Raw genomic sequence first — 16,686 nt, forward strand, 5'->3', positions numbered from 1 at the left:
GCCTTTCAGGGCCCGGCTTTTTTATTCCATCCGTCTCAGGAAGACATAGAAGGCGCCGCTGCCGCCATGCTTGGGATGGGATTCGGCATAGCCTGAAACGAGCGCCCGCGCCTCCGGGCTTTCCAGCCAGAGCAGAAAGTTGCGGCGCAGCACGCCCTGCCCTTCCCGCCCCTTGCCGGTGATGACGAGCACGCAGCGTGCGCCGTCTCCTTGTTGAGCCATCAGGAAGACCGGCAGCGCGCGGGCCGCGCTGATCTGCGTATGGCCGTGCAGATCAAAAGTGGCGGCGATATCCAGCTTGCCGCGCCGCACCCGTTTTTCGCGGCCGCGGTCTGCCGGCGAGGCCGGCGCTCTTGGCACCGGCGGTTCGGGCACAGCAGCGCGGGGGAGTGTTTTGCGCGCAGGCTTTTTCTCTTCGCGCAGCTCCGCTTCGCCTGCTTCCAGCGCGGCCTGAAAATCCGGCAGCGACGCTTCGCGCGGGCCGATGCGTTTCACTGTCGAGGCAACTTTCGCCCAGGCGCGGGCCTCTTCTTCGCTGAGCCGGCGGCCTTTCACCGGCTTACCCCATGCCCGGCGCAGTTTCGAGCGCCGCGACGGGACGGGCACCCAGAGTGTGATAGAGGCGTTCGGCCACCTTGCGTGGCAGGAGCACCCAGAGACGGCCCTGCGCATTCATCGTGCCTGCGCGCTGGCCCGCGTCAAAGCCGGTGCCGAAATAGATGTCGCCGCGCACGGGCCCCTTGATGGCGCCGCCGGTATCCTGCGCGATCAGCAGGCCGGACCAGACCCCGCCGAGGCCGGGCGCGGTGGTCTGCACAAACATTGGCACGCCCAGCGCATGGAAGGACGGGTCCACCGCCATCGAACCGAGCGGGGTAAGCGGTACATTGTGTGCGCCGTTGGGACCAAGCGTAACATCCCCTTCAGGCAGTGCCTGGAAGAAGACAAAGCGCGGATTGATGTTCATGGCCAGGCGCACTTCATCCGGGGACGCACGGTCCATCCAGGCGCGGATGCCCTGCATCGACCCCTCCCCCCGCGTGATGCGGCCGGTTTCGATCAGCCAGTTGGCGACAGATTTGAAAGGCTGGCCATTATGCGCGGCATAAGCGGCGCGCATCGTGTGGCCATCCGGAAAGACGAGGCGTCCTGAGCCCTGCACCTGGAGGAAAAACACATCCGAGGGGTGGGCCCAGGCGATAACCGGCGCAGAGACGTTGGAAGTGATCTCAGCCCGCGGAGGATAAGGACGGGTTGTGCCATTGGGCAGGCGCTGGAGCGGGCTGTCTCCATTGGCGACAAAATCTGACGGCAGGGCAAGCACAGGCTCAGTGAAACCGGGTTCGGGCGAACGGCGGGCTTCATACATCGGCTCGAAATAGCCGGTGAAGCGCGGCTTGCCTTCCGGGTCGATGATCTCGACAGGGACGAAGAGGGATTCAAACACGCGCCGGGCGGCCGCGTCATCCAGCGGGGTGGAAAGCGAGGCGCAGGCGGGGGCCCAGTCTTCTGCCGTTCCGGCCCAGGCGGCGTTGCGCGAAAGCGGCGCGTCCCAGGCGCGGCGCGAGAACCGGTCACAAGTGCGCCGGAAGGCCTCGAGCGAGGCGGCCAGCGGAGCGCTCTGCCAGCCGGGCAGATCGCGGTAGCTTGCCGGGCTGGAGGCCGGCGGGGGCGTAAACAGGCCGGGTACCTGCTGGCCGGGCGGCGGTGCAGGTGGCGGCACGGAACGCGGGGTTGACTGACATCCAGCCAGAAACAAGGCGGCACAAAGAAGGGAGACAAGACGGATCATGGCCCGCCGGTTATGCCGCGAAACCTCTTAACATGTCATCTGAGAGATATGTCAGGCGGCAACATCTACATCGTCCAGCAGCCAGTTCGGGTCGCTGGAGGACACGTTGCGCATGAAGGTCCAGATTTCCCTGGCGATCCGCGTGGTCTCGCCATCGCCCAGTTCCGCCTCGTAGCGCACCATCACCCTGGCCATAGTGCCGTCGAGTTCAGCGCGTTCAATCTCCGCCTTCTTGATGCGCAGCAATTCGAACGGCCGGGCGCCATTGGCATCCCGCTCTGCAATCGCCGCATCCCAGGCTTCATAAACATCATCATCCAGAAGCGGGCGCAGGGCGTTGCGGTCGCCCTTGGCATAGGCGGCCACAATCATCTGATAGGCGGCCTTGGCGCCGCGCATGAACTCTTCAGCCCGGAAGGACCGGTCAGCATTATAAATGTCTTCCAGGCCAGCGGCGGCCGGGCCGGTGAAGATCGGGCGCTCATTGTCCACGCGGCGCTGCATGGGAACCGGCGCCTCTCCCTGCGGGGCGCGCTTTTCCGGCGTTGGCGCAGGACGCTGCATCGGGCCTTCATCCCCGCCCCTGCCAAGCGCGGAATAAAGGCGCCACAGAACGAACAGGGCGACAGCCGCAAGGATAAGGACTTCAATCAGCGGGTTGGACATTTTAGCGGCGAAATCCTTCAGTGCATTCCAGGGTCTCAAGTACAGGCTCTCAGGCACACATAGTGCCAGTACCGCCCCGTTGCCAGCCCATGCGTTGCACCTGACGGGGCTGCATGCTAGGCGCGAGGCCCTAACTTCAGAGGTGGATAATGACAGATACGAGCGCCCCCGGAAACCCCACCCCCGGTCAGCAGCCCGCCAATCCGCCGAGCCTTCGCGTGCTCGGCCAGTATGTGAAGGATCTCTCTTTCGAGAACCCGGGCCATGCACCGGTTCAAACCCAGCCGAATATCGATCTGGGGATCGATGTGGGCGCCACGCCGCATGCCGATGGCAACGGCCTGTTCGAGGTTTCCCTGAAACTTTCGGCCAAGGCGACGGCTGGCGACACCGTCCTGTTCATCTCCGAACTCGATTATGCGGGCCTGTTCCAGCTGCAGAGCGTTCCGGAAAACCAGGTGGAGCCGATGCTGCTCATCGAATGCCCCCGCCTCCTGTTCCCGTTTGCCCGCCGGATCATCGCCGAGATCACCCGTGAAGGCGGCTTCCCGCCCCTGCTGATCGATCCGGTCGATTTTGTCGCGCTGTATCAAGCGCAATACCGGCGCGCCGCAGAGCGGCAGAATGGGAATGGCGGCGCGAACTGATCGCCCGTCAGGTATACGCCTTCCAGAGCGCGTCCGGCCCAAGCTTCTCCACAAGCGCGGCATGGGCGGCGCGCTCTGCCTCGGTGATCAGAGACCCCAGCGGCTGCGGCCGCTGTTGCGCTGCGGGACGCTTGTAACTGCTGCTGTCAAAAGCCGGTTCGAACGCAAAGGCGCGAGCACGCCCGCCGAGCAGCTCCAGATAGACACTCGCCAGAAGCTGGCTATCGAGCAGCGCGCCGTGGAAGGTGCGGCTTTCAAGGGAAATGTCGAAGCGCTTGCAGAGCGCGTCCAAGCTGGCCGGGGCGCCGGGATAGCGTTTGCGCGCGATCTGCACCGTATCAACCCAGCGCGCCTCCGGAATGATGTCCCGTCCGCAGCGCTGCAATTCCATATTCAGGAAGCCGCGGTCGAAGCTGGCATTGTGGGCCACGATGGTGGCGTCGCCCAAAAAGTCCAGGAAAGCCTCTATAATGTCCGGATGCTCGAACGGCGGCTTGTCGCGCAGGTGATCATCCGTGATGCCGGTGATGCGGATCGTGGCTTCCGACACCGGCTTGCCGGGATTGATCAGGCGGCGGAACGTCTTGCCTGTGGGAATGTGGTTGATCATCTCGACCGCACCGATCTCGATGATGCGGTCGCCCTCATTCGGATTGAGGCCGGTGGTTTCGGTATCGAACGCGATTTCGCGGATACGGTCTGTCATGGCGCCTCTCCCGATGCGATTCGCTGCATCAGGGCAATGATGGCGCGGACCTGGTCGCGTGCAAAGTCGAAACCATGGGCTGTCGACAGGATAAAGTCGGCGCGGGCGCGCTTGTCGGCGTCTGGCATCTGGCGCGCGAGAATGGCCTTGAACGCCTCTTCCGTCATGCCCGGCCGGGCGAGCACGCGGGCGCGCTGCACATCGGCCGGCGCGGTAACCACCAGCGTGTAGGTGCAATGCCGGTTTCCGCCGGTTTCAAACAGCAGCGGAATATCCAGCACCGCGAACGGCGCCCCCTGCTCCTTCGCGCGGCGGCGGAAATCGAGTTGGGCTTCTCCGGCGAGGGGATGGACGATGCCTTCCAGCCGCTTCATCGCGGCGGCGTCATCCAGCACGCGGGCGCGCAGCTTCTGCCGGTCGATGGCACCCTTATCGGCAACGCCGGGAAAAGCCTCCTCGATCGGGGCCACCGCTGCGCCGCCTTCGGCATACAGCGCATGAACGGCTGCGTCGGCATCATAGACCGGCACGCCGCCATCCCGGAAAAGGCTCGCCGTGGCAGACTTGCCCATGCCAATGGAACCGGTCAGCCCGAGGATGATCATGAGGTGGCCTCCACAAGTTTGCGGCAGCGGACATGGGCTTCGGCCATGTCCGGCATGATGCCGAACCAGTGATCAAAGCTGATGGCGGCCTGGGCCACCAGCATGCCGAGCCCGTCCAGCGTGCGCCATCCCTTGGTTTTTGCTTCGGCCAGCGCGGCCGCAGCACCCTTGCCATAGCTGATGTCATAGAAAATGCCGCCGGCCGCCTCCGGCAGCTCAAGTTCTCCGCCCGAATGGCCGAGGCTAAGCGTGTTGACGACGAGAGCGGCGGAGGGAAGCTGGCACAGGCCTTCTTCCAGCGAGAGCACGCGCGCGCCGGGCGCCAGATCCCGCGCCAGGGCCTCTGCCCGCTCGACGGTCCGGTTACAAATCGTCAGCCGCGCGCCCCGCTCGGCCAGAACCGACGCCACCGCCCGGGCTGAGCCCCCTGCCCCGAGCAGGAAAACGGCGCGGCCGGAGACATCTATATCGCCATAGTCCAGTGTCAGGGCAAACCCGCCTGCGTCTGTATTGTCCCCGATCCAGCCATTGTCGCGGTGGACAAGAAAATTCACCGCGCCAAGCCGCTGCGCAGTTTCACTTACAGATGCGGAGAGGCGCAGCGCGTCTTCCTTGTGCGGAAGGGTGACGTTGAGCCCGATGACCCCCTGACGGGCAAGGCCGTCGAGCCCGGCGGCCAGCTCCCCTGCCTTTACCTCGAAGGCGGAATAGACCGCATCAATCTGGTGGGCACGAAGCCATCCATTGTGAATGAAGGGCGAAAGCGAGTGGGCGATGGGATCACCCACCACGCCGAGAAGATGTGTCATGTAGGAAGCACTTTCCGGATACGGAGGTAATCCAGGAGCGGCAGCAGCGGCAGGCCGAGAATGGAGAAATAATCTCCCTCGATCCGCGCAAACAGCTGCGCGCCCAGACCCTCGAGCTGGTAAGCCCCCACAGTCGAGAGAAGCGCGTCGCCACAGGCCGAGACATAATTCTCGATATATTCTTCCGTGAGCGGGCGCATGGTCAGTTTCGGCCGGGCGAGGTGGCGCCATACCGGCGCGCCATCTTCACAGACCACAATAGCGGTTTCCAACGTATGGGATTTCCCCGAAAGCTGGCGCAGATGATTTTTGGCCGCTTCGATATCAGCCGGTTTATCAAAGGCCTGGTCGCCAAGGGCGAGCATCTGGTCGCCGCCGATCACCAGGCCGGAGCGTTTGGAAGACACACGCATCGCCTTGAGTTCGGCTAGCTGCATGGCCTGCTCGCGTACGGGCAGCTTGTTGGCGCGCATCGTGTTGCGGAAGGCTTCCTCATCCACATTTGGCGCGGCGCTCTCTGCCTCGACGCCTGCGGCAGCAAGCAGCGCGCGCCGGCTCTTGCTGGTGGACGCAAGCGTGACGGCCAGGCTCATGAATGTCCCCAGCGTTCGTGCAGCATGTTGAGAATGCCGGCGGCCGTCTCTTCCACGGAGCGGCGGGAGACATCGATCGTTTTCCAGCCATTGCGCTGAAACAGGCGGTTGGCCTGGGTGATCTCGTCACGGACGGCTTCCTCGTCGGCGTATTCAGTCACCTCGTCCTGATTCAGCGAGATGAGGCGCTGGCGGCGGATCTGCACGAGGCGTTCAGCGGAGATCTTGAGGCCCACAACCAGCGGGCCCTTGTCGCCGAGCTTTTCCATGAACTCTGGCAGCGGCACGCCCGGCACCAGCGGGATGTTCCCTGCCCTCACTTTCCGGTTAGCCAGATACACGCAGGTGGGCGTCTTCGAGGTACGGCTGACCCCCAGGAGGATAACGTCGGCGCCGATCAGGCTTTCCACATTCTGCCCGTCATCATGGGCGAGAGTGAAGTTGATGGCTTCCATCCGCTCGAAATAGTCCTCGTCCAGCGCGTGCTGGCCAGCGACCCGATTATTCGGCGCTACACCCAGGTGGCGGCTCAGCATGGCGATGGACGGGTCCAGCACCGGCAGGGTCGGAATGCTCCGCTCACGGCAGAAGGCTTCCAGCCGCCCACGCAGGGCGCCATCTGAAATAGTATACCACACCACGCCGGGGGCCGCCTCGATCTCCTTCATCACTCTTTCAAGCTGACGTTCGGAGCGAACGAGGTAATAGTTGTGTTCCAGCGGCTGCACATTCTCGAACTGGGCACAGGCCGCGCGCTGGACGGCGTTGAGCGTCTCGCCCGTACTGTCGGACACGAGATGCACATTGAAATAGATGCTGGGGCGTTGAGGCTGGGTCACGAACGTCTCTTGCCGGTCTGGCGGCGATTTCACAAGGGGTGTGACTCCCATGTGGAATTTCAAATCACACACACGGATTCACAGGCGACTCACAATTGCAGGATTCTCACCTCTGGAGAGTCACGCTGCGTTCTCCTCTGTGATTCCAACACGGACATTTACACCCTGTTAACCATTGACTCATTTCGGATTTGAAACGCCAAAGCGTCGCGGACCATTCTGTGACTCGCCTGTGGATTTGGCGGGATAAAGCGTTAACAGACGGGTTATCCCTGAATCCCTCGGGGTTATAATCATAAGCGCCCTGACGGGCTTTTAGATGAGATCGGGAAGGGGACTGCGTGGCAACGTCCGTTAAGAAATTGCTGGCTGTGCTGTCAGGCGAGGCTGTGAAAGTTCCTCCGGTATGGATGATGCGCCAGGCTGGGCGCCACCTGCCCGAATATCTGGAGACGAGAGCCAGAGCGAAGGATTTCCTGGACTTCTGCTACACGCCTTCTCTGGCCACCGAAGCCACCCTTCAGCCCATCCGCCGCTATGGCATGGATGGGGCAATTCTGTTCGCAGACATCCTGCTGATTCTGGATGCGATGGGTCTGAAAGTGGCTTTCGAGAAAGGGGAAGGCCCCCTGGTCGAGCAGATCTCCGGCCCGTCTGATCTGGGAAGGGTTACACCCCAGAAGGCGGCTGACCGGCTGGCGCCTGTTTATGAAACCGTTTCCCGCGTCAAAGCGGCCCTGCCCTCCTCCACCACGCTGATCGGATTTGCAGGGTCCCCCTGGACGGTAAGCCTTTATGCGGTCGAAGGGCGCGGAAAGACCGACAAGTCCACCGCCTGGCGCTGGGCCCATGGCCGGCCGGAGGATCTGGCCGCGGTGATGGACCAGGTCACCGAAGCAACGGCGTATTATCTTTCCCGCCAGGTTGAGGCGGGGGCCGACGCGCTGATGCTGTTCGACAGCTGGGCTGAGGGTCTGCCTGACAACATCTTCCGCGAAGTGGTGATCCAACCGACGAAGAAGCTGGTCGCCCGGCTTCGGGAGATGGGCATTACGGTGCCGGTGATCGGCTTTCCGCGCGGCGCAGGCGTCATGCTGCCCGAATATGTTCGCGAAACCGGGGTGACCGCCGTTGGCCTCGATACGGCGGCCTCCCCCGCTTTCGTCAATGCCCAGCTTCCGGCTGGCTTTCCGGTTCAGGGGCATCTCGATCCCCTGCTGCTGATCGAAGGGGGTGGGCGACTTGACGCACGGGTCCGGCAATTGCTGGACGCCTACCGGGGCCGGCCCCATATCTTCAATCTCGGTCATGGCATCCGCCCCGAGACCCCGATTGCGCATGTCGAGCGCGTGTTGGAACTGATCAGAACCGAATAGAAAGTGAGGGCCGAGATGGGCCGCCGGATCGCTGTTGTGCTGTTCAATCTGGGTGGCCCGGATACTGGCGACGATGTTCAGCCCTTCCTGAAAAATCTATTCCGTGATCCCGCCATCATCCGGGCACATCTTCCGATCAGATGGCTGGTTGCCAGGATAATTTCTTCCCGGCGCGCCCCTATGGTGAAGCAAAACTATGCCCTGATGGATGCCGGCGGCGGTTCTCCCCTGCTCGGCGAGACGAAGAAACAGTCCGCTGCGCTTGAGGCAGAACTGGCAAAGCGGCTTCCGGGGGATGAGGTTCGCTGCTTCATCGCCATGCGCTATTGGCATCCCTTCACAGAGGAAGCCGCAGCCGAAGTTCAGAAATGGGGCGCTGATGAGGTCGTCCTCCTGCCTCTTTATCCCCAATTCTCCACGACCACGACGGGCTCTTCCCTCACCACCTGGAACAAGGCGTACAAGGGCAAGAGCCGCACGGTCTGCTGCTATCCCTTCGAGGAAAATTTCGTTTCCGCCCATATCGACCGGATCATGGAAGCCTGGGAACGGGCCGGCCGGCCGGATAAGGTAAACCTCCTCCTCTCGGCCCATGGCCTGCCGGAAAGTGTTATCAAAGCGGGCGATCCGTATCAGTGGCAGTGCGAGGCGCTGGCCGAAATGGTCGCCGGGCGCGTGCCTGCCCATTGGGAGGTCAGCGTCTGCTACCAGTCCCGTGTCGGCCCGATGAAATGGATCGGCCCGGCAACTGAGGAAGAGATCGCCCGGATTTCTGATCAGGGCGGAAATATTCTGATCGCGCCGATTGCCTTTGTGTCTGAGCATATCGAAACACTGGTGGAACTTGGCGAAGAGTACCGCCTCGTTGCGGAGAAGCATGGCGCGGCAAGCTATACCCGGGTGGAAGCGCTGGGCACCCATCCCGGCTTTATCTCGACCATGGCGGGCGAAGTGACTGAGGCGCTCTCGATGAAGGAGGCCATCCGCTCCTGCGCCGGAGGCCGCCTCTGCCCTTCCGGCTGGAGCGGTTGCCCCCATGCAGAAACAAAACAGAAAGCCGGCGTCCGTATCACGGAAAACGCCGTTTAACGGGGAGCGCAGACATGGACCTCTACAACTGGCTGAAGGCCGGGCATGTCGTTTTCGTCATCGCGCTGATGGCGGGCCTGCTGGTCTATCCGCGCTACAAGATCCACCAGCTTTCCAGCCAGCCCGGCGAGCCGCTGTTCGAGACGATGAAGAAATCATCCGGCCAGCTCCGGATGATCATCCTCAATCCCAGCCTTATTCTCGTCTGGGTTTTCGGCCTCGCCATGGTCTATGTCGACTGGCAACGCGGCGGCCAGCTTTATCTTGAGGGATGGTTTCACGCGAAACTTCTGCTCGTGCTGATCATTTCCGGCCTGCATGGCTACTTCATAGGGCTTGGCAAGAAGGTGGACCGGGTAACGGGCACCGTTCAGGCAAAGACGCTGCGGATGATGAACGAAGTGCCGTTCCTGCTGATGATCATCATCGTGATCCTGGTGATCGTTAAGCCTTTCTGACCAGGCCACGGCCACAATCGCTTGACGGGTGGCTGGTTTGTGACGGATAAGGCACGGGCTGGCCCGCCAAGTCCTTTGGCGCCGCGATGTATATTCGCCCGGCCCCTCCCCTTTTGACTTTTCCAGTCCGGATACTGCCCGAATGGCTTCCACGATGCTCGACAACCTTACCAGTGTGACTCTGCGCGAACTCAAGGCGAAGTCGCCTGAAGAACTCCTCGCCTATGCCGAGGAGCTCGAGATCGAGAACGCCTCCTCGATGCGGACGCAGGACATGCTGTTCGCCATCCTCAAGGAACTGGCTGATAGCGAAGTCGAGATCACCGGCCAGGGCGTTCTGGAAGTCCTCACCGACGGGTTCGGTTTCCTGCGCTCGCCGGAATCGAACTACCTGCCCGGCCCGGACGATATCTATGTCAGCCCGGAAGTGCTGAAGAAGGCTAACATCCGCACCGGTGACACGGTCGAGGGTCCGATTGTTGCGCCGCAGGACAGCGAGCGCTACTTCGCGCTGACCGATGTGAGCCGCATCAATTTCGAGGAACCGGAGAAGGCCAACAAGAAGGTTCACTTCGACAATCTCACCCCCCTCTATCCGGAAAAGCGCCTCAAGATGGAGAGCCGCGATCCGACCAAGAAAGACCGCTCGGGCCGGGTCATCGATATCGTCGCGCCCATCGGCAAAGGCCAGCGCGCCCTGATCGTCGCCCCGCCGCGTACGGGTAAGACGGTCTTGATGCAGAACATTGCGGCCGCCATCGAAGAAAACCATCCGGAATGCTACCTCATCGTTCTGCTGATCGATGAACGCCCGGAAGAGGTGACCGACATGCGCCGCACGGTGAAAGGCGAAGTCGTCGCCTCCACCTTTGACGAGCCGGCGACCCGCCACGTCCAGGTGGCCGAGATGGTCATCGAGAAAGCCAAACGCCTTGTCGAACACAAGCGCGACGTTGTGATCTTGCTGGACTCGATCACGCGCCTTGGCCGGGCCTACAACACCACCGTTCCTTCCTCCGGCAAGGTTCTCACCGGCGGTGTGGACGCCAACGCCCTTCAGCGCCCGAAGCGTTTCTTCGGCGCGGCGCGGAATGTCGAAAATGGCGGCTCACTGACGATTGTGGCCACTGCCCTGATCGATACCGGCAGCCGGATGGACGAAGTGATCTTCGAAGAGTTCAAGGGCACCGGTAACTCCGAAGTCGTGCTCGACCGGAAGATTGCAGACAAGCGCACCTTCCCGGCCATCGACATCATGAAGTCGGGCACGCGGAAAGAAGAACTCATCACGCCGCACGATCAGCTCTCGAAGATCTATATCCTTCGCCGTATCCTCGGGCCGATGGGCACGACCGATGCGGTCGAGTTCCTGCTCGACAAGCTGAAACAGACGAAGACCAATGAAGAATTCTTCGAAGCGATGAAGAACTAGGGAGCCTGGCGCGATGGGCGCGCAAGATACAATCTGCGCGCTCGCCTCAGGCCCTCCGCCGTCGGCCATTGCCATCATCCGCATTTCCGGCCCGGCAGTTGCCGAGGTTGGACAGCGGTTTCTGGCCTCCGGTCTGCCGGAGCCGAAACGCGCAGCCCTCACATATATATATGACGCCGCCGGCGAGTTGATTGACCAGGGGATCGCCCTCTACGCGCGCGCCCCACATTCCTATACCGGCGAAGACACACTTGAGCTCTACCTGCATGGCGGGCCGGCGGTCATCGATCATGCCCTCCGTGCGCTGACGTCCGTGCCCGGAATACGGCTGGCGGAACCTGGGGAGTTCACGCGCCGGGCTTTTGAAAATGGTAAACTGGATCTTACCGAGGCCGAAGGCGTCGCTGACATCATCGAGGCCGAAACCACCGCGCAGAAATCCCAGGCCCTTCGCCAGCTCGGCGGCGGCCTAACCGAAATATATGACACCTGGCGCGAGGAGCTGACCGGCGCGCTCGCCCTCCTCGAAGTGATGATCGATTTTCCCGATGAAGGCGACGTTCCGGAAGATACCGCCGCCCCCATCCTTGAGCGCCTCAGCAAGGTGATTGCGGAAATAGAGACGGGGCTTGGAGACAGGGGCGTGGGCGAACGCATCCGGGACGGATTCCGGATTGCCATTGCCGGCCCGCCGAACGCGGGCAAGTCTTCCATCCTCAACCGCCTGGCCCGGCGGGAGGCGGCCATCGTCACCGACATCGCCGGCACGACGCGCGACATTGTCGAGGTGAGGGTGATCCTTGGCGGACAGGTCGTCTGGATTGCGGACACGGCGGGCCTGCGCGAAACCGAAGATGTGGTCGAGGCCGAAGGCGTGCGCCGCGCGCGCCGGGCGGCGGCCGAAGCGGACCTCCGCATCCATGTCATTGATGGGGCGGCCCCCTCCCCTCCCCCCGGCCCCATCGAGGCGCAGGATATTGTCGTCTTCAACAAGGCGGACGCGCGGCCAACCATTCTTGCGCCAGATGGCGCGCTGCCTGTGTCGGCGGTCACCGGCGAAGGCATCGATACGCTCGAATCCTGGATTGCCGGTTTTGTCTCCCAGCGCGCCGCTTCGGTTGAAGCCCCGGTCATCACCCGCGCGCGCCACCGCGAAAAGCTCGCCGCCGGTCTTGCCAGCCTGGTCTCCGCCCGCGAAGCGCTCATCCAGGATATCGGCGCCGAACTGGCCGCTGAAGATGTCCGCATGGCTTTGCGGCACCTCTCTTCGGTCATCGGCACGGTCGATGTGGAAGATGTTCTCGGCGCCGTCTTCTCCAAATTCTGCATCGGAAAATGACCCCTAGGGTTTGAGGGCGCCCGGCGTTATATAGCCGCCTCAAGCAGCGCTTAAGGGTTGGTTAATGCCGGACTTCCCGGATTTCGACGTGATTGTGATTGGCGGCGGCCATGCCGGCTGCGAAGCGGCGGCGGCCTCTGCCCGCTTTGGCGCGCGCACGGCGCTCATAACCCACAAGCTCTCGACCATTGGCGAGATGAGCTGCAACCCCGCGATCGGTGGTCTCGGCAAGGGTCACCTTGTTCGCGAGATCGATGCGCTCGATGGTGTCATGGGACGTATGGCCGACAAGGCCGGCATCCAGTTCCGGATGCTCAACCGGTCCAAAGGCCCCGCCGTCTGGGGGCCCCGCTCGCAGATCGACCGGAAGCTTTACCGCGAAGCGATGCAGGCCGAGCTGGCGGATTATCCAAACCTCACCCTGATCGAAGACGGCGCCGAGGACCTGATCGTCGAGGACGGCAAGGTCTGCGGCGTGATTGGCCTCACCGGCACACGCTATCCGGCGGCCCGGGTCGTCATCACCACGGGCACCTTCCTGAAGGGTGTTATCCATATCGGCGCCAAACGCATTCCCGCCGGCCGGATTGGCGAAGCGCCTGCCCTTGGCTTGTCGGACCGGCTCTATGCCATTGGCCTTCCGATGGGCCGCCTCAAGACCGGAACCCCGGCCCGGCTGGACGGCCGCACCATTCATTGGGACCGGCTCGAGATGCAGCCGGCCGACGAGCAGCCGATCCCGTTCTCCTTCCTCACTTCGGAGATCACCGTCCCGCAGGTTCAATGCGGCATCACCTGGACGACACCGGAAACCCATTCGATCATCGAAGCGCATATGGAGGAGTCGGCGGTCTATTCCGGCGCCATTTCTGGACGCGGCCCGCGCTATTGCCCCTCGATCGAAGACAAGGTGAACCGCTTCGGCGACCGCGACCGGCACCAGGTGTTTCTTGAGCCCGAAGGCCTCGACGATCACACCGTCTATCCGAACGGCATCTCCACCTCGCTTCCCGAAGAGGTCCAGGAGAAATTCATCCGGACGATCCCTGGCCTTGAGGATGTCGCCATCCTGCAGCACGCCTACGCCATCGAATATGATTATGTCGATCCACGCGCGCTCAGCCCCGCGCTGGAAGTCAAACTTATGCCCGGCCTGTATCTCGCCGGGCAGATCAATGGGACGACGGGATATGAAGAGGCCGGCGCCCAGGGGCTGATGGCCGGTCTCAATGCGGCCCGCGCCGCCGCCGGGAAAGATCCGGTCATCTTTGACCGGGCTGAGGCTTATATCGGCGTTCTGATTGACGACCTTGTGACCCGCGGCGTGACCGAGCCCTACCGGATGTTCACCTCGCGGGCCGAATACCGCCTTGCGCTCCGTGCGGACAATGCCGATCAGCGTCTCACCGGAAAAGGCGTCGAGGCCTGTGTTGTGGGCGAGAAACGCGCCGCAATGTTTCACGTGAAACATCGGGCTCTGGAATCGGCCCGGAATCTTCTTAAAAGCCTCAATCTCAGCCCGGCGGCGGCCGCGCGGAATGGGTGGACCGTCAACCAGGATGGCCGCGTGCGTTCCGCCTGGGAGTATCTCTCCTATAAGGAGATCAGCTTCGGACATCTGGCGGCCGTCTGGCCGGAGTTATCCGAGGTGCCCGCAGACATTGTGGCGCAGATCGAAATCGAAGCGCTCTATTCTGCCTATCTGGATCGTCAGGCCGAAGACGTCGCCGCGCTGCGCCGCGATGAGGCACTGACCCTTCCGGGTGATCTCGACTATGACCTGATCGGCGGCCTTTCGAACGAAGTGCGCCAGAAGCTGAAAGCGGTCCGTCCGGGCACACTCGGTCAGGCCGCGCGGATTGAAGGCGTCACACCGGGGGCACTGACAGCGCTACTCGGGCATGTCCGCCGCATCCGCAAAGCGGGGTGAAAATGAGCGCGCAGGATGACCGCGCGGCCTTTTTGGCCGCCAACGATGTTTCACGTGAAACATTGGACCGGCTCGACCAGATCATTTCGGAACTCGATGTCTGGCGGCAGAAGTCAAATCTCATCGGCCCGAAAGAATGGCCCCAGATCTGGACGCGCCATGTCGGCGACTCCTGGCAGCTTCTGGATCACATTCCGGAAACGGCGCGCGTGGTTGATCTCGGATCGGGGGCCGGCTTTCCTGGCCTCATCATCGCGGCGGCGCGCCCGGAGGCTCATGTCACGATGATGGAATCGGTCGGCAAGAAATGCGCTTTCCTCCGCGCGGCCATCGAAGCGGCGGGTCTGAGCGCTTCTGTCTATCAGGGCCGGATCGAGGCAGCGCCGCCGATCAAGGCTGATATCGTCACCGCGCGGGCCTTTGCGCCGATGCCACAACTTCTGGAATACGCATCTCCCTGGCTCCGAAAAGGCGCAACGGGGGTTTTCCCAAAGGGCGAACGCTGGAAAGAAGAATTGACTGAAGCCCGCCAAAGGTGGAATTTCGCTTATGAAGCGATTCCAAGTCGCAGTGGTGGGTCAGGCGTCATTTTGATTGTCAGGGAGGTCTTACGTCGTCATGACTAGGCCGAGAATCTTCGCTGTGGTGAATCAGAAAGGGGGTGTCGGCAAGACGACCACCTCCATCAATCTCGGGACCGCGCTTGCCGCCGTCGGCCGCCGCGTCCTGATCGTCGATTTCGATGCTCAGGGGAATGCGTCCACCGGCCTTGGCATTTCACGTGCCGAGCGCCTGATGACCTCTTATGATCTGGTGGTCGACAGGGTACCGCTCGAAGAGGCTGTCCTCTCGACCATCGTTCCGCGCCTCGACATTGTTCCGGGTGACGAGAACCTTTCCGGGGTCGAAACCGAACTCGCCGGGGATGCCCACCGGTCATACCGGCTGAAGGAGTCGTTGCACTCCTATATCGACCGGGTCGAACAGGGCGGTCTCGTCAAGTATGACTATGTGCTGATCGATTGCCCGCCTTCGCTTTCGGCGCTGACGGTCAATGCCATGACAGCTTCGGACGCGCTGCTCGTCCCGCTCCAGTGTGAATTCCTCGCCCTGGAAGGTCTGACCCAGCTTCTGCGTACGGTCGAAGTGGTCCGCTCCGGCCTCAATCCGACGCTCGAAATCCAGGGCGTGGTGCTCACCATGTATGACCGGCGCAACAGCCTGTCAGACCAGGTGGCCAATGAGGTCCGCGCCTTCTTCGGCTCGAAGGTCTATAACACGGTCATTCCGCGTAACGTCCGCCTGTCGGAGGCGCCATCCTTCGGCAAGCCCGCGCTGCTCTATGATTATCGTTGCCCCGGCAGTGAGGCCTATATCCGCCTCGCCTCCGAAGTACTGCAGCGTGAAAAGGCGAGGGCGGCATGAGCGATCCGGCGGAAGACAATCGCGGACGCCCCAGCCGGCTTGGCCGGGGGCTTTCGGCCCTGATCGGCGAAGTCGAGGCGATGAATGTTCGCCCGGCGGCTCAACCCTCCGCGCCTGCGGCTCCGGGTGTGGCCGCGCCTGCCGCGCCGGGCGTCGCGCCCGCTGGCCAGGGCGGGGCCACCGAGATCGCCATCGATCTCATCCGGCGCAACCCGGCCCAGCCGCGCCGGACCTTCACCGAGGAAAACCTGCGGGAGCTCGCCGACTCGCTGAAAGCCAAGGGTGTCCTTCAGGCGATCCTTGTGCGCCCCGATCCGAAGGAAGAAGGCAAGTATCAGATCATCGCGGGGGAGCGCCGTTGGCGCGCCGCGCGTATGGCGGGCCTTACGTCCATCCCGGCCGTGGTTCGCAATGCCGATGAACTTGAACTGCTCGAGATCGGAATCATTGAAAACGTCCAGCGGTCCGACCTCAATCCGATTGAGGAGGCCGAGGCCTATGAAGCCCTGATGAAGCGCTTTGGCCGGACGCAGGAGAGCCTGGCCTCCAGCGTCGGCAAGAGCCGCGCCCATATCACCAACACGCTGCGCCTGCTTCAGCTTCCCGATGGCGCGCGCACCCATGTCCGGGAAGGCCGGATCAGTGCCGGCCATGCCCGCGCCGCGCTCGGGTCGCCGGATCCTGAAGCCCTGATCGAGATCGCGGTGGAGAAGGGCCTCAGCGTTCGTGAGGTTGAGGCCCGTGCGCGGGACGCCCGCAGCAATGCGCCGATCGAAACCAAGTCGATGGACAGCCTCACTCCGCCGGTGAAGGACATAAACACAGAAGCCCTCGAAGCGGATATCAGCCGCACGCTGGGCCTGGATGTGGATATCCGTCATGGCAAGAATGGCGGCGAGATCCGCATCAAGTATCGCGATCTGGAACAGCTCGATGAAGTGTGCCGCCGTCTGACGGCCAAGCGCCGCGCGCCGGACTAA

Annotated in this window: 18 protein-coding genes; 10 read left to right on the forward strand and 8 right to left on the reverse strand. The window is 62.7% G+C overall.

Going from position 1 to position 16,686, the window contains the following annotated elements:
* Positions 1 to 21: 21 nt before the first annotated feature.
* The 3 genes from ACQKI2_RS02435 to ACQKI2_RS02445 form a co-directional block, all read right to left on the reverse strand.
* Positions 22 to 555 (reverse strand): Smr/MutS family protein, encoded by a 534-nt coding sequence (locus tag ACQKI2_RS02435; RefSeq protein WP_427378144.1) that lies wholly within the window; start codon positions 553 to 555, stop codon positions 22 to 24.
* A 4-nt stretch (positions 556 to 559) separates the two neighbouring features.
* Positions 560 to 1,723, reverse strand: coding sequence for a murein transglycosylase A (mltA, locus tag ACQKI2_RS02440; RefSeq protein WP_427378145.1), 1,164 nt, complete (start codon positions 1,721 to 1,723; stop codon positions 560 to 562).
* Positions 1,724 to 1,843: 120 nt separating this feature from the next.
* Positions 1,844 to 2,458: a Tim44/TimA family putative adaptor protein gene (locus ACQKI2_RS02445; protein WP_427378146.1), complete on the reverse strand. Its 615-nt coding sequence runs from the start codon at positions 2,456 to 2,458 to the stop codon at positions 1,844 to 1,846.
* A 149-nt stretch (positions 2,459 to 2,607) separates the two neighbouring features.
* On the opposite strand from ACQKI2_RS02445, the gene secB reads away from it, so the two are divergent.
* The gene (gene secB, locus ACQKI2_RS02450) at positions 2,608 to 3,105 is read left to right on the forward strand and encodes a protein-export chaperone SecB (protein WP_035597329.1); all 498 of its coding nucleotides are present in this window, start codon (positions 2,608 to 2,610) and stop codon (positions 3,103 to 3,105) included.
* Between the two features lie 7 nt (positions 3,106 to 3,112).
* On the opposite strand, the gene dnaQ is transcribed toward secB, so the two are convergent.
* Genes dnaQ through ACQKI2_RS02475 form a run of 5 tightly spaced genes read right to left on the reverse strand, consistent with a single transcriptional unit; the run spans position 3,113 to position 6,657 of the window.
* Complete coding sequence (gene dnaQ, locus ACQKI2_RS02455; protein ID WP_427378147.1) at positions 3,113 to 3,811, reverse strand: DNA polymerase III subunit epsilon; 699 nt, start codon at positions 3,809 to 3,811, stop codon at positions 3,113 to 3,115.
* Positions 3,808 to 4,416 (reverse strand): dephospho-CoA kinase, encoded by a 609-nt coding sequence (gene coaE, locus ACQKI2_RS02460; RefSeq protein WP_427378148.1) that lies wholly within the window; start codon positions 4,414 to 4,416, stop codon positions 3,808 to 3,810. Before coaE ends, dnaQ begins: the two co-directional genes overlap by 4 nt.
* Complete coding sequence (gene aroE / locus ACQKI2_RS02465; RefSeq protein ID WP_427378149.1) at positions 4,413 to 5,225, reverse strand: shikimate dehydrogenase; 813 nt, start codon at positions 5,223 to 5,225, stop codon at positions 4,413 to 4,415. Before aroE ends, coaE begins: the two co-directional genes overlap by 4 nt.
* Positions 5,222 to 5,818 (reverse strand): Maf family protein, encoded by a 597-nt coding sequence (locus ACQKI2_RS02470; RefSeq protein WP_427378150.1) that lies wholly within the window; start codon positions 5,816 to 5,818, stop codon positions 5,222 to 5,224. Before ACQKI2_RS02470 ends, aroE begins: the two co-directional genes overlap by 4 nt.
* Positions 5,815 to 6,657 carry a pyruvate, water dikinase regulatory protein gene (locus ACQKI2_RS02475; RefSeq protein WP_427378151.1) on the reverse strand — a complete coding sequence of 281 codons (843 nt, stop codon included), beginning with the start codon at positions 6,655 to 6,657 and terminating at the stop codon, positions 5,815 to 5,817. The genes ACQKI2_RS02470 and ACQKI2_RS02475 overlap by 4 nt, the downstream gene beginning before the upstream one ends.
* A gap of 341 nt (positions 6,658 to 6,998) precedes the next feature.
* On the opposite strand from ACQKI2_RS02475, the gene hemE reads away from it, so the two are divergent.
* The 9 genes from hemE (at position 6,999) to ACQKI2_RS02520 (ending at position 16,686) form a co-directional block, all read left to right on the forward strand.
* Entirely contained in the window at positions 6,999 to 8,033 is a 1,035-nt protein-coding gene (gene hemE / locus ACQKI2_RS02480) for a uroporphyrinogen decarboxylase (protein ID WP_427378152.1), read from the forward strand.
* A gap of 15 nt (positions 8,034 to 8,048) precedes the next feature.
* Positions 8,049 to 9,122, forward strand: coding sequence for a ferrochelatase (hemH, locus tag ACQKI2_RS02485; protein ID WP_427378153.1), 1,074 nt, complete (start codon positions 8,049 to 8,051; stop codon positions 9,120 to 9,122).
* 14 nt (positions 9,123 to 9,136) lie between these two features.
* On the forward strand, positions 9,137 to 9,580 hold the full coding sequence (locus tag ACQKI2_RS02490; RefSeq protein WP_427378154.1) for a CopD family protein: 444 nt from the start codon (positions 9,137 to 9,139) through the stop codon (positions 9,578 to 9,580).
* A 142-nt stretch (positions 9,581 to 9,722) separates the two neighbouring features.
* The gene (gene rho, locus ACQKI2_RS02495) at positions 9,723 to 11,012 is read left to right on the forward strand and encodes a transcription termination factor Rho (RefSeq protein WP_427378155.1); all 1,290 of its coding nucleotides are present in this window, start codon (positions 9,723 to 9,725) and stop codon (positions 11,010 to 11,012) included.
* Positions 11,013 to 11,025: 13 nt separating this feature from the next.
* Positions 11,026 to 12,351, forward strand: a complete 1,326-nt coding sequence (gene mnmE / locus ACQKI2_RS02500) for a tRNA uridine-5-carboxymethylaminomethyl(34) synthesis GTPase MnmE (protein ID WP_427378156.1) — start codon at positions 11,026 to 11,028, stop codon at positions 12,349 to 12,351.
* A 64-nt stretch (positions 12,352 to 12,415) separates the two neighbouring features.
* The gene (gene mnmG / locus ACQKI2_RS02505; protein WP_427378157.1) at positions 12,416 to 14,281 is read left to right on the forward strand and encodes a tRNA uridine-5-carboxymethylaminomethyl(34) synthesis enzyme MnmG; all 1,866 of its coding nucleotides are present in this window, start codon (positions 12,416 to 12,418) and stop codon (positions 14,279 to 14,281) included.
* Positions 14,282 to 14,283: 2 nt separating this feature from the next.
* The gene (rsmG, locus tag ACQKI2_RS02510) at positions 14,284 to 14,907 is read left to right on the forward strand and encodes a 16S rRNA (guanine(527)-N(7))-methyltransferase RsmG (RefSeq protein WP_427378158.1); all 624 of its coding nucleotides are present in this window, start codon (positions 14,284 to 14,286) and stop codon (positions 14,905 to 14,907) included.
* The gene (locus ACQKI2_RS02515) at positions 14,900 to 15,706 is read left to right on the forward strand and encodes a ParA family protein (RefSeq protein WP_035597362.1); all 807 of its coding nucleotides are present in this window, start codon (positions 14,900 to 14,902) and stop codon (positions 15,704 to 15,706) included. Before rsmG ends, ACQKI2_RS02515 begins: the two co-directional genes overlap by 8 nt.
* Positions 15,703 to 16,686, forward strand: a complete 984-nt coding sequence (locus tag ACQKI2_RS02520; RefSeq protein WP_427378159.1) for a ParB/RepB/Spo0J family partition protein — start codon at positions 15,703 to 15,705, stop codon at positions 16,684 to 16,686. Before ACQKI2_RS02515 ends, ACQKI2_RS02520 begins: the two co-directional genes overlap by 4 nt.

The sequence above is a fragment of the Hyphomonas sp. NPDC076881 genome (assembly GCF_050269995.1).
GTDB lineage: Bacteria > Pseudomonadota > Alphaproteobacteria > Caulobacterales > Hyphomonadaceae > Hyphomonas.